Annotated in this window: 18 protein-coding genes and 1 other RNA gene; 12 read left to right on the top strand and 7 right to left on the bottom strand. The window is 71.7% G+C overall.

Translation table 11 applies throughout. The features are described 5' to 3' along the window. Nucleotides 1-2: 2 nt before the first annotated feature. On the bottom strand, nt 3-725 hold the full coding sequence (locus tag OG892_RS10640; RefSeq protein ID WP_363222146.1) for an ABC transporter permease: 723 nt from the start codon (nt 723-725) through the stop codon (nt 3-5). After that, nucleotides 725-1,690 carry an ABC transporter ATP-binding protein gene (locus OG892_RS10635; protein WP_371631613.1) on the bottom strand — a complete coding sequence of 322 codons (966 nt, stop codon included), beginning with the start codon at nt 1,688-1,690 and terminating at the stop codon, nt 725-727. Before OG892_RS10635 ends, OG892_RS10640 begins: the two co-directional genes overlap by 1 nt. A gap of 352 nt (nt 1,691-2,042) precedes the next feature. Here OG892_RS10635 and OG892_RS10630 point away from each other — a divergent pair, with 352 nt between their 5' ends. The 3 genes from OG892_RS10630 (at nt 2,043) to OG892_RS10620 (ending at nt 5,098) form a co-directional block, all read left to right on the top strand. Further along, entirely contained in the window at nt 2,043-2,915 is an 873-nt protein-coding gene (locus OG892_RS10630) for a MaoC/PaaZ C-terminal domain-containing protein (protein WP_371628982.1), read from the top strand. Nucleotides 2,916-3,031: 116 nt separating this feature from the next. Continuing rightward, nucleotides 3,032-4,108, top strand: coding sequence for a Zn-dependent alcohol dehydrogenase (locus tag OG892_RS10625; RefSeq protein WP_328867266.1), 1,077 nt, complete (start codon nt 3,032-3,034; stop codon nt 4,106-4,108). Nucleotides 4,109-4,156: 48 nt separating this feature from the next. Next, a complete protein-coding gene (locus OG892_RS10620; RefSeq protein ID WP_073735770.1) occupies nt 4,157-5,098 on the top strand; it encodes a 3-oxoacyl-ACP reductase in 942 nt (313 codons plus the stop codon). Between the two features lie 100 nt (nt 5,099-5,198). Here OG892_RS10620 and OG892_RS10615 read toward each other — a convergent pair whose 3' ends face one another. Together OG892_RS10615 and OG892_RS10610 are read right to left on the bottom strand one after the other, a co-directional pair. Next, nucleotides 5,199-5,372, bottom strand: coding sequence for a hypothetical protein (locus tag OG892_RS10615; RefSeq protein ID WP_371628981.1), 174 nt, complete (start codon nt 5,370-5,372; stop codon nt 5,199-5,201). 137 nt (nt 5,373-5,509) lie between these two features. Further along, nucleotides 5,510-6,880, bottom strand: a complete 1,371-nt coding sequence (locus OG892_RS10610; protein WP_371628980.1) for a hypothetical protein — start codon at nt 6,878-6,880, stop codon at nt 5,510-5,512. Nucleotides 6,881-7,077: 197 nt separating this feature from the next. Here OG892_RS10610 and OG892_RS10605 point away from each other — a divergent pair, with 197 nt between their 5' ends. The 4 genes from OG892_RS10605 (at nt 7,078) to OG892_RS10590 (ending at nt 11,144) form a co-directional block, all read left to right on the top strand. Then, nucleotides 7,078-8,121 carry an iron-siderophore ABC transporter substrate-binding protein gene (locus tag OG892_RS10605; protein WP_328867268.1) on the top strand — a complete coding sequence of 348 codons (1,044 nt, stop codon included), beginning with the start codon at nt 7,078-7,080 and terminating at the stop codon, nt 8,119-8,121. 175 nt (nt 8,122-8,296) lie between these two features. Next, on the top strand, nt 8,297-9,133 hold the full coding sequence (locus OG892_RS10600) for a Nif3-like dinuclear metal center hexameric protein (protein ID WP_073735767.1): 837 nt from the start codon (nt 8,297-8,299) through the stop codon (nt 9,131-9,133). Further along, a complete protein-coding gene (locus tag OG892_RS10595; RefSeq protein WP_242436691.1) occupies nt 9,130-9,873 on the top strand; it encodes a zinc ribbon domain-containing protein in 744 nt (247 codons plus the stop codon). Before OG892_RS10600 ends, OG892_RS10595 begins: the two co-directional genes overlap by 4 nt. Continuing rightward, nucleotides 9,873-11,144 carry a bifunctional RNase H/acid phosphatase gene (locus OG892_RS10590; RefSeq protein ID WP_371628979.1) on the top strand — a complete coding sequence of 424 codons (1,272 nt, stop codon included), beginning with the start codon at nt 9,873-9,875 and terminating at the stop codon, nt 11,142-11,144. Before OG892_RS10595 ends, OG892_RS10590 begins: the two co-directional genes overlap by 1 nt. Before the next feature lie 253 nt (nt 11,145-11,397). Here OG892_RS10590 and eda read toward each other — a convergent pair whose 3' ends face one another. Together eda and yaaA are read right to left on the bottom strand one after the other, a co-directional pair. Beyond that, a complete protein-coding gene (gene eda / locus OG892_RS10585) occupies nt 11,398-12,018 on the bottom strand; it encodes a bifunctional 4-hydroxy-2-oxoglutarate aldolase/2-dehydro-3-deoxy-phosphogluconate aldolase (RefSeq protein WP_073735764.1) in 621 nt (206 codons plus the stop codon). A 130-nt stretch (nt 12,019-12,148) separates the two neighbouring features. Beyond that, a complete protein-coding gene (gene yaaA / locus OG892_RS10580; protein WP_327336616.1) occupies nt 12,149-12,949 on the bottom strand; it encodes a peroxide stress protein YaaA in 801 nt (266 codons plus the stop codon). 177 nt (nt 12,950-13,126) lie between these two features. Between yaaA and OG892_RS10575 the strand changes: the two genes are divergently transcribed. The 4 genes from OG892_RS10575 to rnpB all read left to right on the top strand — a co-directional run bounded on the left by OG892_RS10575 (nt 13,127) and on the right by rnpB (nt 16,364). Continuing rightward, on the top strand, nt 13,127-14,569 hold the full coding sequence (locus OG892_RS10575; protein ID WP_371628978.1) for an RNB domain-containing ribonuclease: 1,443 nt from the start codon (nt 13,127-13,129) through the stop codon (nt 14,567-14,569). Between the two features lie 133 nt (nt 14,570-14,702). Next, on the top strand, nt 14,703-15,233 hold the full coding sequence (locus OG892_RS10570) for a TetR/AcrR family transcriptional regulator (RefSeq protein ID WP_073735761.1): 531 nt from the start codon (nt 14,703-14,705) through the stop codon (nt 15,231-15,233). Between the two features lie 115 nt (nt 15,234-15,348). Then, nucleotides 15,349-15,918: a Uma2 family endonuclease gene (locus OG892_RS10565; protein ID WP_371631612.1), complete on the top strand. Its 570-nt coding sequence runs from the start codon at nt 15,349-15,351 to the stop codon at nt 15,916-15,918. Between the two features lie 44 nt (nt 15,919-15,962). After that, nucleotides 15,963-16,364, top strand: an RNA gene (gene rnpB, locus OG892_RS10560) — RNase P RNA component class A. A 109-nt stretch (nt 16,365-16,473) separates the two neighbouring features. Here the strand turns inward: rnpB and OG892_RS10555 are convergent. Further along, the gene (locus OG892_RS10555) at nt 16,474-17,076 is read right to left on the bottom strand and encodes a DUF6328 family protein (RefSeq protein ID WP_242436683.1); all 603 of its coding nucleotides are present in this window, start codon (nt 17,074-17,076) and stop codon (nt 16,474-16,476) included. A 327-nt stretch (nt 17,077-17,403) separates the two neighbouring features. Here OG892_RS10555 and OG892_RS10550 point away from each other — a divergent pair, with 327 nt between their 5' ends. After that, nucleotides 17,404-18,408 carry a YdcF family protein gene (locus tag OG892_RS10550; protein ID WP_073735759.1) on the top strand — a complete coding sequence of 335 codons (1,005 nt, stop codon included), beginning with the start codon at nt 17,404-17,406 and terminating at the stop codon, nt 18,406-18,408. Nucleotides 18,409-18,412 lie beyond the last annotated feature (4 nt).

Genomic DNA, 18,412 nt, shown 5'->3' with positions numbered 1-18,412 from the left:
TGTCACACGGTCCTCGCGGACCGACGGTACGAGACCACGGCGTACCCACCGAACAGCAGCAGCCAACCGGCGAGTACGCCGATGGTCGTCGCGCCGGGCGCGTGGCCCTCTGTGGCGGCCCAGCCCAGTTCGGCGAACCGGTTGGCGGGGGTGAATCCGCCGATGGAGCTCAGCCAGCCGGGGAGCAGCTCCAGCGGGAACCACAGCCCGCCGACGATCGCGAAGCCCATCAAACAGGCGACGTTGACCACGCCGGTGCCCTGCGGGGTCAGCCGGTAGCCGTTGCCGATGCCGAGCAGGGTGAAGGGCAGCGCGCCGATCCACAGCAGCAGGACCAGTGCGGCCCACTGCCAGGCCGCCAGCTCGACCCCGTTGACCAGCCCGCCCGCCAGCAGCACCGTCAGGATCGTCGGGAGTACCGTCACCGATCCGCTGATCGCGCGGCCCACGACCGCCTGCGACGGGGAGAGCGGAGTGACCCGCAACTGCTGGAGCCAGCCGAGCGACTTGTCGGACGCGACCCCCGTACCGATCGCCATCGCGGAGCCGAGCGCCCCGTACGCGGCCATGCCGACCATCGAGCCGGTCTTCCAGTCGCCTGCATCCCCTCCTCCACCGATGTTGGTGAAGAGCAGGTACATCATCACCGGCATTCCGGAACCGAAGAGCAGGAAGAAGCCGTCGCGCAGGGTCCGGCGGATTTCGAGCAGAATGTACTGGAACATCAGACGGTCTCCTTCTGGTGCTGGCCTTGGTGCTGGCTCTGGTTCCGGTTGCGGTTCTGGTTGTTGTCCTGCGGAACGGCCGCGGCCGCCGGTGCGGTGAGGGAGAGGAAGGCGGTCTCCAGCGTGGCGGGGGAGACCTGGAGGCTCCGGATCAGGCCCAGCCGGGCCAGCTCCACGACGGTGGCGTCCGAATCGGCCGTGCGCAGCAGCGCCCGGTCCCCGGTCACCTCGACGGTGGCCACACCGGGCAGCAGATCGAGGCCCTCGGTGGGCCCGCCCGCCAGGTCGAACGAGACCAGGTGCAGGCCGGCCGCCTCCTTGATGGAATCGGCGCTGCCGTCCGCGACGATCCGGCCCCGGTCGATGACGACGATCCGGTCGGCGTTCTCGTCGGCCTCCTCCAGGTAGTGGGTGGAGAAGATCACCGTGTTGCCGCGCCTGGCGTAGGCCCTCATGGAGTCCCAGAAGCCGCGCCGGGCCTCCACGTCCAGGGCCGCCGTCGGTTCGTCCAGGACGATGAGTTCCGGGTTGCCGGCCAGTGCGACGGCGAACCGGACGCGCTGGAGCTGGCCGCCGGAGAGCTTGTCGATGCGCCGGTTCGCGTACTCCGCGACGCCCGCCAGGTCCAGCGCCTCAGCGATCGGCATCGGGCGCGGGTAGGTGGAGGCGACGAAGGTGATCAGCTCGCGGACGGTCACCCGGGGGATGGGCTGCCCCTCCTGGAGCATCGCGCCGATCAGACCGGCCCGGACCGCCTGGTCCGGGGTGCGGCCCAGCACCTGCACGCTGCCGGAGTCCGGCTCGTCCAGGCCGAGCAGCAGGCTGATGGCGGTGGACTTCCCTGCGCCGTTGCGGCCGAGCAGTGCGACCGTCTCGCCCCGCTCGACGGTCAGCCCGATGCCGTCCACGGCCCGTACGCGCTCGTCGCCCCGGCCGAAGGTCTTGACTGCCCCGGTGAAGACCACCGCGGTCCCGTTCCCCGTTGTTGATTTCATGGACATGACGTTACGGAGCCTGGGTACGGCCCCGGCAGAGGCGCATGTACGGACTCAGTGATGACAAATGTCATCGACCGGTCGGCGCCGGACGGACGGGAACGGGACGGTGGGCATCCGGCCGGCCGGATCGCCCCGGGACAAAGGGATCTGACGTAGCGTCAGGAGTCTTCACAACTGCTGGGTGCTGCGTTATACATAGGGCCACCGGCTAGAACGCGTTCTAGAACGGACGCGGCCTCCGGTCCCGCACGACCTCGGTGCGGCCGACGGTGCGGAAGGCCGCGCCGAGGTCTTCCCACCATCAAGGAGCAGCTCTCCCATGCCCATTGATGCCGCAGAGGCGGTTGCCGCCGAACCCCGCTCGACCACGATCAGCTGGGACCACAAGGACGTCCAGCTCTACCACCTGGGCCTCGGGGCGGGCACGGCCCCCGGCAGGCCGGACGACGCCACCGATCCGGACGAGCTGCGCTACACGCTGGAGTCCCGGCTGCACGTCCTGCCGAGCTTCGCCACCGTCGCGGGCGCCGGTCTCGCGATGGCCGGCGGCCTCGCGGCGCCCGGGATCGACGTCGACCTCGCCGCCGTGCTGCACGGCGGCCAGTCCGTACGCGTGCACCGGCCGATTCCGGTGCGGGGCAACGCCGTTCAGACCTCGAAGGTCGCCGCCGTGTACGACAAGGGCAAGGCGGCCGTCCTCGTCCTGCGTACCGAGGCCACCGACGACGACGGCCCGCTGTGGACCAACGAGGCGCAGATCTTCGTGCGCGGCGAGGGCGGATTCGGCGGCGAGCGCGGCCCCTCGCAGCGGCTCGCCGCCCCGGAGCGCGAGCCGGACCGGGTGGTGGAGCGGCCGGTCCGGGCCGACCAGGCGCTGCTCTACCGGCTCTCCGGGGACTGGAACCCGCTGCACGCCGACCCGGAGTTCGCCAAGCTGGCCGGCTTCGAGCGGCCGATCCTGCACGGGCTCTGCACCTACGGGATGACGCTCAAGGCGGTGGCCGACACCCTGCTGGACGGCGAGGTGTCCCGCATCCGCTCGTACAGCACCCGGTTCGCCGGGATCGTCTTCCCGGGCGAGACCCTCCGCATCCGGATGTGGGCCGATGACGGCCGGGTCCAGGTACAGGTGACCGCCGCCGAACGCGACGACGCACCCGTCCTCGTGGACACGCTCGTCGAACACTCCTGAAGCACGTACCCGCACGTACCCGCACGTACCCGCACGTACCGCACCAACGGCAGGCACCGCACCGACCCGCAGGCACCGCACCAACCGCACGTACCGACCCCGAGGGGAGCCGCACCATGCGCGCAGCCGTACTGCACGAGACCGGCCAGGACAAACTCGAAGTCCTCGACGACGTCGAGGCGGTGGGCTTCGGCCCCGGCAAGGTCAGGCTCCGCATCCGGGCCACCGGGCTGTGTCACTCCGACCTGTCCGCGATGAACGGCGTGCTGCCGCAGCCCGCCCCCTTCGTACCCGGCCACGAGGGCGCCGGCGAGGTGCTCGACGTCGGTGACGGGGTGACCGGGCTCAGCGCCGGGGACCGGGTGCTCGTCTGCTGGCTGCCCGCCTGCGGCGCCTGCGCGTCCTGCAAGCGCGGCCAGACGCACCTGTGCCTGGCCGGATTCATGAACGCGGGCACCCCCAACTTCAAGCGCCCCGGCGGTGACGTCTTCGGCTTCGCGGGCACCGGCACCTTCACGGAGGAGGTCGTCGTCGGCGCGAACTGCGCGGTCCCGATCCCCGACGACGTGCCGTTCGAGATCGCCGCCCTGATCGGCTGCGGCGTCACCACCGGACTCGGCGCCGCCATCAACACCGCCCAGGTGGAGGCCGGTTCGTCGGTGGCCGTGATCGGCTGCGGCGGGGTCGGCATCTCCGCGATCCAGGGCGCCAGGGTGCAGGGAGCCGCCCAGATCATCGCCGTGGACCCGGTGGCCTCCCGGCGCGAGGCGGCGCTGCGGTTCGGCGCGACGGAGGCGGTCTCGCCCGACGAGTTCGGCGACGCCAAGCAGCGGATCACCGCGGGCGAGGGCTTCGACTACGTCTTCGAGGTGGTCGGCAAGTCGGTCACCGCCCGCACCGCGTACGAGAACACCCGGCGCGGCGGCACCCTCTGCGTCGTCGGCGCGGGCGCCATGGACGACAACTTCCAGGTCAACATGTTCGAGCTGTTCTTCGACGAGAAGCGCATCCTGCCCTCCATGTACGGGGGAGGGGACGTGCTCCGGTCGTACGAGCGGGCCATCGCCCTCTGGCGGGCCGGCCGCATCGACCTCGAATCGATGATCACCCACCGGGTGCGGCTCGACGGCATCAACGACGCCCTCGACCAGATGCGGACCGGCGAGTCGCTGCGTACCTGCATCGAGCTCTGAGCCACCGGCATACCGCCCCGCCCCCTCCCGAGAGGACCCCGAGATCCGATGTCACTTCCCCTGGACGGACTGTCCGCGATCGTCACCGGAGCCGGCCGCGGCCTCGGCCGCGCCGAAGCGCTGGAACTGGCGCGGCTCGGCGCGGCCGTCGTCGTCAACGACTACGGGCAGCCGGGCCGCGACGGCTCGGGCGAGGCGTCCGCCGCCCCCGCCGAACAGGTGGCGCAGGAGATCCGGGCGGCCGGCGGGCGGGCGGTCGCGCACCTCGGCGACGTGTCCGGCCACGAGCAGGCCCGCGCCCTGGTCGAACTGGCCGTCGAGACGTACGGACAGCTCGACATCCTGGTCAACAACGCGGGCATCCTGCGCGACCGGATGATCTTCTCGATGACCGAGGACGAGTGGGACTCGGTGATCCGGGTCCACCTCAAGGGCCACTTCAACACCACGCATTTCGCCGCCGCGCACTGGCGGTCCCGGTCCAAGGCGGCCGGCGGACCGGTCTACGGCCGGATCGTCAACACCTCCTCCGAGGCGTTCCTGGCCGGTTCCGCGGGCCAGCCCAACTACGCGGCGGCCAAGGGCGGCATCGTCGGGCTGACCACCTCCACCGCGCTGGCCCTGGCCAAGTACGGCGTCACCGCCAACGTCATCTGCCCGCGCGCCCGGACCCGGATGACCGAGGACGTCTTCGCGGGCTTCCAGGAACCGCAGGACGGCGGGCTGGACGCGCTCGCACCCGAGCACGTCTCGCCGCTCGTCGGCTATCTGGCCTCCCCGGCGGCCGCCAAGGTCAACGGGCAGCTGCTGGTGGTGCACGGCGGGATGGTCGCGATCGTGGAGCGGCCGAAGGTGGCGGCGAAGTTCGACGCGTCGAAGGAGACGTTCTCCTTCGACGAGCTGGACGAGCTGATCTCGCCGTACTACGCGGACCGCCCGCCGAACGAGACGTTCGCGGCGGCGGAGGTGCTCGGCCTGAAGCGCGGCTGACCGGCCGGCCGCGGGGACGCGCACAGGGGAGGGCCCCCGCAGCCGGCCGGCCGCGGGGGCCCTCTCTCTGCCCCGTATCACTCGTTGATGTCTCCGGCGGTCAGGCCGCCCTGCTCTCCTCTTCGGCGGTGCGGCGGTGGCGGCCGAGCGGCTGTGCTGCCGAGTCGTCCGGCGCCACGTCCCCCCGGTGCTTTCCGGCGCCGCCGGCTTCGGCCCGCCCCGCGGCCGCCCCCGGCGGACGCGTCTGGGTCGTGTCGGTTCGGGCTTCAGACATGTGGGAAGTCACCCCGTTGTGATCGCTTACGTTTTGTCTCCGGGGTCATCACGCCACCGCCACCCGGGAAGCGGTCACCGTCGGCAACCGCGGTGCGCGAATACGTGATCCCCCGGCCCAACTTTAGACCGGTGCGTCTAGCGGGTACTGGTACGCCCCACCAATGGCGCCTGCCCCAGAGGAACCGGCCTACACACAGAAGGAGGCGCCACGGCCCCGGACGGTTGCATACCGTTTTCCGGATATCCGGCCGGGCCCCGTACCGCAGCCGGTTCCTCGTCGGCCGGTGCCGTCAGGAGCGCCACCGCGCAGTCCGTCTCCCCGTTGGCGTACGGCAGGGCGAGTACGCCCTCGCGGGACCAGACACCGCTGCCCGCCAGCCAGCCCTCCGGCACCGGGAGCTGGTGCAGCCGGCGGCCGGCCGGCCGCCACACCCCCAGCCAGCTGCCCGCCGCCCCGTCGATCCGCAGGGCGACCGCGCAGCTCTCCGGCATCAGCATCTGCCCCGGCTGCACCGCGAACGGCGTCACCGCGGCGTCGGCCGGCCGCAGGCACTCCGGGAAGCGCACCGGCAGACAGCTGCCCAGCACCCCCCAGCCGAGCCGGTCGTGCCCCGGCGCGTCGGAGCGGATCAGCAGGAGACCGCTGTCCGGGTCCGCGAGCAGCAGCCGGTCATCGCTGTCCGGCGCGATCTGGAGCAGCGGTGTCATCTCGGCGCCCCGCCCCAGGTCCACCGCGACCGCCTTGACCGGACCGCCCCCCGCCGGTTCCCGGTCCAGGGCCAGCAGCCGGCCGGCCCGGTCCAGCCAGACCCCGCCGGAGCAGCGCCCCGGCAGCTCAGCGATCTGCTCCGGCCCGTTCGAACCGCCCGCCACCAGCCAGAGCCCGGTGGAGTACGCGCCGGTGGACAGGGCGTACGCGCTGGCGCCGTCCGGTGAGGGCGGCAGCAGGGTCAGCTCGTCGCACTCGACCGCGCCCAGCAGCAGTTCACCGGTGCCGGGGCCGGTCGGGTAGAGCAGCGAGAGGGTGTGCCCGTCCGCGACCCGGCGCCGGATGAGCACCCGCCCGTCGGCCAGCGGCAGCACCTGGGAGCCGGCGTCCTCCGGCTGGTTGAGGGGGAGCGGTACGGCGTACGGCTCGGGGCCGTCCAGCGTCCAGCGCTCCGGGAACCAGGCTGTGTCGCCCACGTCAGCGCATTCCGGGGCCTCGGGGCGAGCGGCCGTCAGCCGTGCCGCGTACGCGCCGTTCGCCGTGATGGTGAACGCGGGCGTCGGCAGGACCGTTTCAGCAGTCGGCCGTTGCGGTACCACCGGCGGGCAGGCCGCTTCCGTCGCCGCGTCCGCCGCAGCGCCCTCCGCACCGTTCGGCGCCGCGTCCGTCGGCGGATCCGGGGGCTCCGCGGCCCCGTTCGGTTCGTCGGACCCCGGCTCCACCAGCTCCACCGGCTCGACCGTCTCGCCGGCTTCGACCTCCGCCGCGGTCCCGTCCTCGATGGCACAGGCAGTCATCGACTCGTCACCTCCGGCCACCGAAGCTAGTTTTCGCACTTCCTGCCGAACAACATGAGACCCGCCACTTCACACATATGGGTGGTGATGCCCGTATTCACCTGAGGAGGAGGGGGTGGGTGTGCTGCACGATCAGGGCGTGGCTAAGGTTAGGCAGTCCTAAGTCTTGTCTGTGTCACCCGCAACTGGAGCAAGTCATGTCCCTTCGACGCCGCGGCACCGCCGCAGTCGGTCTGGCCGTAGCCGCCGCCCTGTCCCTCTCGGCCTGCGGAAGCGACGACGGCGCGTCGGGCGGCTCGGGCAAGTCCGAGGCCGGTGGCGAGAAGAAGGCCGCGGTCGCGACGGGCGGCAAGGACTTCGGGGACGCGGCGAAGAAGACGGCGGAGTACGGGACCGACGCCCCGGCGGGCACGTTCCCCCGCACCCTCACCCACGCCATGGGCAAGACCGAGCTGAAGGCCGCCCCGAAGCGCGTCGTCGTGCTCGACGTCGGCGAGTTCGACAACGTGGTCTCGCTGGGTGTGAAGCCGGTCGGTTACGCCCCCTCCGAGGGCGACGCGGCCATTCCCTCGTACCTGAAGAAGAACGCCGGCAACCCCAAGAACGTCGGCACGATCAACAACCTCAACCTTGAGGCGATCGCGGGCCTCCATCCCGACCTGATCCTCGGCAGCCAGCTGCGCGCCGCCGACAAGTACGACGAGCTGTCCAAGATCGCGCCGACCGTGTTCTCCATCCGTCCGGGCTTCACCTGGAAGGAGAACTACCTCCTCAACGCCGCCGCGCTGGACAAGACCGCCAAGGCCAAGTCCGAGCTGGGCGCCTACGAGGCCAACGCGAAGAAGCTGGGCGAGGACGTCGGCCCGAAGAAGCCGACCATCTCGATGGTCCGCTACCTGCCGGACAAGATCCGCCTCTACGCCAAGGCCTCCTTCATCGGCACGATCCTCGACGACGCCGGTCTGCCGCGGCCCAAGAACCAGCAGATCAACGAGCTGGCCGCGGAGATCAGCCCGGAGAAGATCGACGAGGCCGACGCCGACTGGATCTTCACCGGTGTGTACGGCGCACCGAAGGCCACCAAGCGCGACACCACCCAGTCCAACCCGCTGTGGAAGAACCTCACCGCGGTCAAGGAGGGCCGGGCCAAGAACGTCTCCGACGAGACCTGGTACCTGGGCCTCGGCGTCACGGCCGCCAACCTGGTCCTCGACGACCTCCGCGCGGACCTGGTGAAGTAGCGACCTCCGCGCGGGCCTGGTGATGTAGCGACCTCCGCGCGGACGCGGACCTCGTGAAGTGACGACCTCCGTGCGGACCTGGTGAAGTAACGATTCATGACCGGCCGCCGTTCCGCCCGTACGGGGTGCGGCGGCCATGGACTGCGGGGCACGGAGGGCAGGTAGCCTTTCCTCCGTGCCCCGTCTGTCTGAAGTCATCTCCGAGCTCGACGCCCTCTGGCCGCCCGAGCGGGCCGAAGGATGGGACGCGGTCGGCACGGTCTGCGGCGATCCGGACGCCGAGGTCGACCGGGTGCTCTTCGCGGTCGACCCAGTCCAGGACATCGCGGACGAGGCGCTGAAGCTCGGCGCCCAGCTGATCGTCACCCACCACCCGCTCTACCTGCGCGGTACGACGACGGTCGCGGCCGACACCTTCAAGGGCCGGGTCGTGCACACGCTGATCAAGCACGACATCGCGCTGCACGTGGCCCACACCAACGCCGACTCCGCGGATCCCGGTGTTTCCGACGCCCTCGCCGGCGCCCTCGACCTGCGCGTCGAGCGGCCCCTCGTACCGGACCCGACCGACCCCGCGGGCCGTCGCGGTCTCGGCCGGATCTGCACGCTCGGCCAAGCCGAGACCCTCGGTGAGTTCGCCGCCCGCGCCGCCGCCCGGCTGCCCGCCACCGCGCAGGGCATCCGGCTGGCCGGCGACCCGGACGCCCTCGTGCGCACCGTCGCGGTGAGCGGCGGATCCGGCGACAGCCTCTTCGACGCGGTGCGCGCGGCGGGTGTGGACGCCTTCCTCACCGCCGACCTGCGCCACCACCCGGCCTCAGAGGCCGTCCAGCACTCGTCGCTCGGCCTGGTCGATGCCGCACACTGGGCCACCGAATGGCCGTGGTGCGAACAGGCCGCGGCACAGCTCGACGCGATTTCCGACCGCCACGGATGGGACCTGCGGGTCCATGTCTCGAAGCAGGTCACCGACCCCTGGACCACCCACCACTCTTCTGGAGCCCCCAACTGAACGCCGCGCCCGCCGACCAGATCCGACTCCTCGACGTCCAGGCCCTCGACCAGCGCCTCTCCCAGCTCGCGCACAAGCGCGACACCCTTCCCGAGCACGCCGAGATCGAGTCGCTCACGACCGACCTCGCCCAGCTCCGCGACCTGCTCGTCGCCTCCACGACCGAGGAGAGCGACACCGCCCGCGAGCAGATCAAGGCCGAGCAGGACGTGGACCAGGTGCGCCAGCGCGCCGTCCGCGACCAGCAGCGGATGGACTCCGGCAGCGTCACCTCGTCCAAGGACCTGGAGAGCCTCCAGCGGGAGATCGTCTCGCTGGCCAAGCGCCAGGGCGACCTGGAGGACGTCGTCCTCGAGGTCATGGAGCGCAGGGAGTCCGCGCAGGAGCGGGTCACTGAGCTGACCGACCGGGTCGCCGCAGTCCAGGCGAAGGTCGACGACGCGACCGCCCGCCGGGACGCCTCGACGAACGAGATCGACACGGAGACCGCGACGATCACCAAGGAGCGCGAGCTCGTCGCCGCCTCCGTCCCCGCGGACCTGCTCAAGCTGTACGACAAGCTCCGCGCCCAGCAGGGCGGGGTCGGCGCCGCCCGCCTCTACCAGCGCCGCTGCGAGGGCTGCCGTCTTGAGCTCAACATCACCGAGGTCAACGACGTGAAGGCCGCGTCCCGCGACACGGTGCTGCGCTGCGAGAACTGCCACCGCATCCTGGTCCGCACCGCGGACTCGGGTCTGTAGTGACCCCTGAGCGCCAGTTCGTCATCGAGGCCGACGGCGGCTCCCGGGGCAACCCGGGGCCCGCCGGGTACGGCGCGGTCGTCATCGACCCGGTGACGGGGGAGACGCTCGCGGAGGCGGCCGAGTACATCGGCGTCGCGACGAACAACGTCGCCGAGTACAAGGGCCTCATCGCCGGTCTGCGGGCCGCGAAAGCCCTGGTGCCGGACGCCCCGGAGGGCCCGGACTCCCCGGACGGCGGCGGGGTACGGGTGCACGTCCGGATGGACTCCAAGCTGGTCGTGGAGCAGATGTCGGGCCGCTGGAAGATCAAGCATCCGGACATGAAGCCCCTCGCCGCCGAGGCCGCCCGGATCCTCCCGGCGTCCGCCGTCACCTACGAGTGGATCCCGCGCGAACGGAACAAGCACGCGGACCGGCTCGCGAACGAGGCGATGGACGCCGGCAAGCGCGGCAGGCAGTGGGAGCCGTCCGCTTCGACGGCCGCGCTCGACACCCCGCGCTCCTCGGTGGCCGCCACGCTGCCGCCGGTCTCCGGTCCGCCGGGCGACGCGGCGGCCGGTGCGGCGAGGGCGAGGGCCGCGCTGAACCGGCCCGCTCCCGCCGCCACGGCCACCCCGCAGACCGGCTGGGGCGCCCCCGACCTGGGCGCGCCCGCAACCTTCGTGCTGCTGCGGCACGGCGAGACCGCGCTCACCCCCGAGAAGCGGTTCTCCGGCAGCGGCGGCACCGACCCCGAGCTCTCCGCCACCGGCCGCGAGCAGGCCGCGCACGCGGCCGAGGCGTTCGCCGCCCGCGGCACCGTGCAGGAGATCGTCAGCTCCCCGCTGCGCCGCTGCCGCGAGACGGCCGGTGCGGTGGCGGCCCGGCTGGGCCTTGAGGTCCGGATCGAGGACGGGCTGCGCGAGACGGACTTCGGCGCCTGGGAGGGCCTGACGTTCGGTGAGGTCAAGGAGCGGTACGGCGCCGATCTGGACGCCTGGCTGGCCTCCGCGAAGGCGGCCCCCACCGGCGGCGGCGAGAGCTTCGCCGAGGTCGCCCGCCGGGTAGCCGCTGCCCGCGACCGCCTCGTCACCCGTTACGCGGGCCGCACGGTCCTCGTGGTCACGCACGTCACGCCCATCAAGACCCTGGTGAGGCTGGCGCTCGGCGCCCCGCCCGAGTCGCTGTTCCGGATGGAGCTCTCGGCGGCGTCCGTGTCGACCGTGGCCTACTACGCGGACGGCAACGCTTCCGTACGGCTGCTGAACGACACGTCCCACCTGCGGTAAGGACCCCTGAGGATCTCTAAGGGCCTCCTCTGAGGCCTTCCGGACAGCGCCCGGACGGCACTCGGCCCCATCGGCGGGGGGAAGCCGATGGGGCCGAGGCGGTTCCGGCGGGCTGGGGGATTGCCTGCCGGAACCCGGGTCACCCGGAGTCCGGGTCACGTGTCCCTGAAGGTCTCGTGCCCCGGCTGCCGGGGAGCATGCACGCGAATCGCGCCAAATGTTCCGCCCTTTTTCGCCCCCGGATCTTCGCGCCTCAGCCGCGCAGCGCCGCCGCCTCCGCGGCCAGCCGCTCCACCCGGGCCCAGTCCCCGGCCGCCACCGCGTCGGCGGGCACCATCCAGCTGCCGCCCACGCAGCCGACGTTGGGCAGGGCCAGATAGGACGGTGCGGAGGCGAGCGAGATGCCGCCGGTCGGGCAGAACCGGGCCTGCGGGAGCGGGGCGGAGAGGGCCTTCAGATAGGCCGTGCCGCCCGCCGCCTCCGCCGGGAAGAACTTCATCTCGGTGACCCCGCGCTCCAGCAGCGCGACCACCTCGGACGTCGTGGAGACGCCCGGCAGGAACGGCACCCCCGACGCCTTCATCGCGTTCAGGAGGGCGTCCGTCCAGCCGGGGCTGACCAGGAACCGGGCGCCCGCGGCCACCGTGTCGGAGACGTTCCGCGCCGAGATCACCGTGCCGGCACCGACCACCGCGTCCGGCACCTCCGCCGCGATGGCCCTGATCGCGTCCAGGGCGGCGGCGGTCCGCAGCGTCACCTCGATCGCCGGGAGCCCGCCCGCGACCAGGGCACGGGCGAGCGGCACCGCGTCGGCGGCGTCCTCCAGGACGACGACGGGCACGACGGGGGCAAGGTCCAGCACGGAGGAGGTCATGCCCTCATCCTGCCGCGAAGACCGCACTCCACGCAACGAGCGTTGCGCATGCTGCAACGAGCGAGTCCGGAGCCGGGCCAAGGGGCTCCGCTCGCGGGTTCAGTGAATCCTTGTCACCGAGCTCGCCGGTTCAGTGGATCTCCGTCACCACGACATCGAGCTCCCACGCCCGCCCGGCCCGCGCGGGCGCCTCGGCCTCCACCACGTACCCGAGATCACGCAGGACGCCCACCAGCTCCGCGGGCCCCTTCGGCGCGGCGCCCGAGCGGAGGAGATCGCGGACCATCCGGCCCTTCGTGGCCTTGTTGAAGTGGCTGACCACCGACCGCTTCTCCACCCCGCCGACCAGCTGGGAGTGCAGCACCCGGACACTCGCCGTGCGCTCGGCGACCTCGCCCTTCGGCTTCCACGCCGCCGCGTAGGCGGACGAGCGCAGATCCAGCACCAGTCCGTCCCCGGCCGCCTCCGGCATGACCTCCGCCATCGGCGTGCGCCAGAACGCCCCGAGGGCGCCGAGGCCCGGCAGCTTCACCCCCATCGAGCAGCGGTACGGGGGAATCCGGTCGCCCACCCGGACCGCGCCCCACAGCCCGGAGAACACCAGCAGCGACTTCCCGGCCCGGCGGCGGGCGGCGGTGTCCAGGGACGCCAGGTCCAGCGCGTCGTACAGCACCCCGGTGTAGATCTCCCCGGCCGGACGGGTGCCGGCCGTCCGCAGCTCGACGTTCTTCGCGATCTCGCCGCGCAGGCCCTCGCTCAGCCCCAGCACCACGCGGGCCTTCTCCTCGTCCGCCACGGACAGCTCCACGAGGGCCTCCAGCACGGCGGCCCGCGCCCCGGCCAGTCCCGGCAGCGACAGCGACTCCGGCTTCAGAGGTGCTCCCCGCCCCGAGGCGGCCTTTCCTTCGGAGGGCGGCAACAGCACGAGCACGGCGGTTCTCCTTCGTACGAACGGGAAGGGGACGACCGGCGGTGCGGACCGGTCCACGGCTCGCGGCGGCGTCGCCCGGGTCCGTGAAATCCCCTCGCGCCAGCGTACGGGCAGTCCCGCCCCCGCCCTCCCCGCACCCGGGATGCCGCCCGCCCCGCCCCGTCATACGCTCGGTCCATGCCCCGCCGCCACCTCCACCTGACCGGCGCAGCCGGCACCCCGCTGCGGACGGCCCTGCGCGAGCTGCGCACCGAACTCCGGCTCCCCGAGGACTTCCCGCCCGACGTCCACGCCGAAGCGGCCGAGGCGGCGAGGAACCCGGTGGTCGCCGGGCACGAGGACGCCACGGAGCTGCCGTTCCTCACCATCGACCCGCCCACCTCCACGGACCTCGACCAGGCGATGCACCTCGAACGCCGTGCCCACGGCTACCGCGTGCACTACGCCATCGCGGACGTCGCCGCCTTCGTCCGCCCCGGCGGCGCGCTCGACGCCGAGGCCCACCGCCGGGTGACGACGTTCTACCTCCCCGACGGCAAGGTGCCGCTGCACCCCACCTCGCTCTCCGAGGGCGCCGCCAGCCTCCTCCCGGGCCGGACCCGCCCCGCCGTGCTCTGGGAGATCGACCTCGACGCCGAGGGCCGCGCCGTCGCCACCCGGGTGCGCCGGGCGCTCGTACGCAGCCGCGCCAAGCTCGACTACGCGGGCGTGCAGCAGCGGATCGACGCGGGCACCGCGGAGGAGCTCCTCGCGCTGCTCAGGGACATCGGCACCCTCCGCGAGGAGCAGGAGGTCGCCAGAGGCGGCATCTCCCTCAACGTGCCGGAGCAGGAGATCGTCGAGCGGGACGGCGGCTACGGGCTCGAATACCGGGCCCCGCTGCCCGCCGACGGCTGGAACGCCCAGATCTCCCTGCTCACCGGCATGGCCGCGGCCCACCTGATGGCCGAGAGCGGAACCGGCATCCTGCGTACCCTGCCGGTCGCCCCGGACGGCGCCGTCGCCCGCCTCCGCCGCTCGGCCGAGGCCCTGCACGTCGACTGGCCGCACCACGTCCCGTACGCACAGGTCGTCCGCTCCCTCGACCCGAAGCGGACCGACCACGCCGCCTTCCTCCAGGACTGCACCACGCTGCTGCGCGGCGCCGGATACACCGTCTTCGAGCACGGCGACCTGCCCGCCCCCGCCGTCCACGCCGCCGTCGCCGACCTCTACACGCACTGCACCGCGCCGCTGCGCCGCCTCGTCGACCGGTACGCCGCCGAACTGTGCGTCGCCACCGCCGGGGACCGCGAGCCGCCCGAGTGGGTCCTGGCCGCGCTGCCCGCCCTGCCGAAGGAGATGGCCGACGGGACCCGGCGGGCCAACACGGTGGAGCGCGAGTGCGTGGACCTGGTCGAGGCCGCGCTGCTCAAGGACCGGATCGGAACGGTCTTCGACGGGTACGTGGTCGACGTGAAGGAACAGGATCCGGCCACCGGCACCATCCACATCGATGACCCGGCGATCGTCGGCCGGATCGAGGGCGGCAGCACGCCGCTCCCGCTCGGGGAACGGCTGCGGGTACGGCTCACACAGGCGGACCCGGGCACGTCGAAGGTGCTGTTCGCACCCGCCTGAGCGAGCCCCGTACCCGTTCTCGTACGATCGCGCCTTCGGCCTCTCCGCCCCACGAATCCGTCCCCGGATTCCGCCCCACGAATCTGCCCCCTGATTCCGCCCCCTGATTCCTCCTCACGAACGAAGGACCGGCGTGACCGACCTCGCGGACCCGCCCGCCACCGACCGCCCCGGCCAGATAGTCACCGCCGCGCGCACGCTCCTGGAGCAGGAGGGCCCGGAGGCGCTCACCATGCGCCGGCTCGCCGCCCGGGTGGGCATCACCGCGCCGTCCCTCTACAAGCACTTCCCGGACAAGTCCTCGGTGGTGAACGCCCTGGCCGGCGTGATGCTGCGGGAGACGGCCGAGGCCCTCGAATCGGCCGAGTCCACCGCCCCTGGCTCCTTCCCGGCCCTGGCCACCGCCTACCGCACCCACGCCCTCGCCCACCCCCACCTCTACCGCCTCACCACGGGCCGCCCCCTCCCCCCGGACCTGGAGGAACGCGCCGCCGCCCCGCTGTTCCGCGCCCTCGCGGACGACGCGGACCGCGCCCGCGCCGCCTGGGCCTTCGCCCACGGCATGGTGACGATGGAACTCAACGGCCGCTTCCCCGCGGGCTCCGACGTCGCGGCGGCGTGGACAGTGGGGATCGCGGCGTTCGCTGCTTCGGTCCGCCTCTGACACGGGCGCGCCGTCCCGCGCCACGATCGAGGGAAACATCCCCCTCTCACGGACGGCGGATTCCCCGATGTCTCATTCTGGCGGGCGACCGAGGAAGGGGCGTGACATGTCTGCCATGCCGCACGAACCGCTCTCGCAGGCGGACGTCCTGCTTGAGGGCTTCCTGGCGCTGGATACGCCGGAGGGCTTCCGGGCCGAGCTGATCGAGGGCGAGATCGTCGTGACGCCGCCGCCGGACGGGGATCATGAGGACTGCATCAGCCTGATTCTTGAGCAGGTGATCAGGCATGCCCGGACCGATATGGACTTCTCCGGGAACAAGGGCCTGAAGCTGCGCGGTGGCGGGGGGTGCCCCGAGAACCACGCCATCCCCGACGGCACCTTCGCCCCCACCGAACTGCGCCTGTACCGGGGAGCGGATCCCTGGATGCCCTGCGAGGGCGTGGCCCTGGTCGTCGAGGTCACCTCGTCCAGACCGGCGGCCGACCGCACCGGCAAGCGCCACTGCTATGCCCGGGGGCCCGTACCCCTCTACCTGCTGGTCGATCGCGAACAGTCATCGGTGACCCTGTTCAGCGACCCGCAGGGGGACGACTACCGCCAGCACTGCACCGTCCCGTTCGGCAAGGCCATCCGCCTTCCGGAGCCCTTCGGGCTGGATCTGGAGACCGAGACGTTCCTCTGAACGGTCCGCCCGCCCCGGGCAGGTAGCATGGGCGCCACGGCAGACGAGCCGGGCGGACGGCCGCGTGAGGATCTTCGGACCCTCCCGAGGAACGTCCGGGCTCCACAGGGCAGGGTGATGGCTAACGGCCACCCGGGGTGACCCGCGGGACAGTGCCACAGAAAACAGACCGCCTTGGACTTCGGTCCTCGGTAAGGGTGAAACGGTGGTGTAAGAGACCACCAGCGCCTGAGGTGACTCAGGCGGCTAGGTAAACCCCACCCGGAGCAAGGTCAAGAGGGGCCGTCGCAAGACGGCCCTGCGCGAACGTTCGAGGGCTGCCCGCCCGAGTTCGCGGGTAGACCGCACGAGACCGGCAGCAATGCCGGTCCTAGATGGATGGCCGTCTCCCCGGCCGCCGCGAGGCGACCGGGAGACAGAACCCGGCGTACAGCCCGACTCGTCTGCCGCTACCAGCGGACTTGCCCGGAATGGGCCTTTGACCTGTGTCAGAGGCGCTTTCCGACCTTTCCCCGCCCGGCTCGGACCGCAGCCCGGCAGCCGCTTCTCGATCACTCAGTCGCCTCGGCGGCCCGAGCGCGTCTTGAGGACCAACGGGAGTACGAACCAGGCCGCGGCGAACCACGCCATGACGGTGCCGACAAGGATCTCCGCCAGAAGGTCGGTGAGTACGGTGTGCAGCAGAAGAAGGAGCGTGCAGCCGATGGTCAGTGCGAGCAGGACCATGCCGCACACCATGAACCGTCCGGCGACGGCTACCACTTCGTCCTTCATCCGGGAGCCGGAAAGGAACCGGTGCAGCGCGACGGGCGCTATGAGTGCTCCGATGGCGGCGGCGCCGAGGAGGACGGTGATGACGTAGACACGGTGGTCGAAGTCGCCCAGCTTCTCGAATCTCTGAGTGAACGCGACGCTGAGCAGGAAGCCGAAGAGGATCTGTATACCGGTCTGGGCGACCCTCGTTTCCTGAAGGATCTCGTTCCAGCGGCGGTTGACCCGCTCCCTGGGGTCCTCTTCCGCGAACTCCCTCGGGTCCACCTCGTTCTCACCGGCCGGCCGGTGCGTACTCTCCCGGCTCGGGCCTTCCGCCCCGGGCGCACCGCGCTCGACGGGTCTGCCGCTCTCCGTGTCCAGGGGCGCGGAGTCCAGTGGCTTCATGACGCCTCCTTCCATTGGAGCTCATGTGCCCTTGCTGAACATGCCTACGCCCGGCATCTGCGGCAGCCGGAGCAGGACACGATCGTTCCCCGACCGACGTGTCGACGGGCAAGCGAACCTCTCGCGCCCTCCGGCCCGTTCGGCTTCCACAGTCCCCTGCCGGCTCCAGCCCGTGCCGGTGGTCGGGCCGGGGACGTTGGCGCGGCTGTAGGGGGACTGCTCATACGCGCGAGGTACCTGTCGGGCGGGCTCCGGTGCCGCAGCGGCCGTCGAGGACGCCTCCGGCCTCCTCGGGGGCGCCCGCGGCCCTCCGCCTAGCATGTGCGCATGGTGGCCTATGTTCCAGCAGTCCTGCTCTTCGTCGCCTTCTGTGTCGGCACGCTCCACGAGCGCCGGCGTTTCAGCAACGCCGTCCTCCTGGGACTGTCGCTCACCTTCGCCGCGGCCGCCTGGCTCGCCGGGCTGGCCCGGTCGCAACCGGCCGCGGGGAGGGAGATCGGCATCGTGCTCGTCCTCCTCGTGGCGGTGGGCATCGCCATCCTGGCCTGGTTCCTGATCTCCAACGGCGTGACGATGGTGCGCAAGGAGGGCAGAAGCCCCGCCAACCTCCTGTCCCTGCTGACAGGGCTTGCCCTGGTGGTCCTTCTCGCACTGATGATCACCGCCCTGATCCTGGAGAACGTCACCCTGGTGGTGGTGACAGGCACAGTGCTCGCCCTGGCCGGCTACATCGCCTTCCTGTTCGTCTGCTTCGTCGTCTACGCGTTTCTCTACGGCCGCCTCCACATCCACCGCAAGGCCGACTACGTGGTGGTGCTCGGTGCCGGTCTCATCAACGGCACCAGGGTGTCGCCGCTGCTGGCCGGCCGGCTTGAGCGGGCCCGAGCCGTGCACACGAGGCTGACAGCTCGCGGCAGGCAGCCCGTCCTTCTCGCCTCCGGCGGTCAGGGGCCCGACGAGAGCCTGCCGGAGTCACACGCGATGGCCGAGTACCTGATCGAGCGCGGATTCCCGGCCGCCCTGATCGAGCGCGAGGACCGCTCGACGACGACCGAGCAGAATCTGCGCTACAGCAAATCGATCATGGAGAAGGCCCATCCCGACTACCGGTGTGTCGTGGTCACGAACAATTACCACGTCTTCCGCGCCGCGGTGACCGCCCGCCGGGAGGGGGTCAGAGGCCACGTCGTCGGGTCACCCACTGCCGCGTACTTCTGGCCCAGCGCGATGATCCGCGAGTTCGTCGCCATTCTCCGGACGTACTGGCGCACCAATCTGGCCGTCTGCCTGCTCCTTGTCCTGGGCGGCGCAAGCATTTGGCTGCTCAGGTGATCGA

The sequence above is a fragment of the Streptomyces sp. NBC_00341 genome (genome assembly GCF_041435055.1).
Classification (GTDB): Bacteria; Actinomycetota; Actinomycetes; order Streptomycetales; family Streptomycetaceae; genus Streptomyces.
Note: the sequence above shows the minus strand (reverse complement) of the source record. Positions and strands in the feature narration are given on the sequence as shown.

What these genes read in the sequence shown, in the direction of transcription:
- OG892_RS10640 (WP_363222146.1), bottom strand. Translation starts at nt 725, where the DNA reads ATGTTCCAGTACATTCTGCTCGAAATCCGCCGGACCCTGCGCGACGGC.
- OG892_RS10630 (WP_371628982.1), top strand. Translation starts at nt 2,043, where the DNA reads ATGCCCATTGATGCCGCAGAGGCGGTTGCCGCCGAACCCCGCTCGACC.
- OG892_RS10625 (WP_328867266.1), top strand. Translation starts at nt 3,032, where the DNA reads ATGCGCGCAGCCGTACTGCACGAGACCGGCCAGGACAAACTCGAAGTC.
- OG892_RS10620 (WP_073735770.1), top strand. Translation starts at nt 4,157, where the DNA reads ATGTCACTTCCCCTGGACGGACTGTCCGCGATCGTCACCGGAGCCGGC.
- OG892_RS10615 (WP_371628981.1), bottom strand. Translation starts at nt 5,372, where the DNA reads ATGTCTGAAGCCCGAACCGACACGACCCAGACGCGTCCGCCGGGGGCG.
- OG892_RS10610 (WP_371628980.1), bottom strand. Translation starts at nt 6,880, where the DNA reads ATGACTGCCTGTGCCATCGAGGACGGGACCGCGGCGGAGGTCGAAGCC.
- OG892_RS10605 (WP_328867268.1), top strand. Translation starts at nt 7,078, where the DNA reads ATGTCCCTTCGACGCCGCGGCACCGCCGCAGTCGGTCTGGCCGTAGCC.
- eda (WP_073735764.1), bottom strand. Translation starts at nt 12,018, where the DNA reads ATGACCTCCTCCGTGCTGGACCTTGCCCCCGTCGTGCCCGTCGTCGTC.
- OG892_RS10575 (WP_371628978.1), top strand. Translation starts at nt 13,127, where the DNA reads ATGCCCCGCCGCCACCTCCACCTGACCGGCGCAGCCGGCACCCCGCTG.
- OG892_RS10565 (WP_371631612.1), top strand. Translation starts at nt 15,349, where the DNA reads ATGCCGCACGAACCGCTCTCGCAGGCGGACGTCCTGCTTGAGGGCTTC.
- OG892_RS10555 (WP_242436683.1), bottom strand. Translation starts at nt 17,076, where the DNA reads ATGAAGCCACTGGACTCCGCGCCCCTGGACACGGAGAGCGGCAGACCC.
- OG892_RS10550 (WP_073735759.1), top strand. Translation starts at nt 17,404, where the DNA reads ATGGTGGCCTATGTTCCAGCAGTCCTGCTCTTCGTCGCCTTCTGTGTC.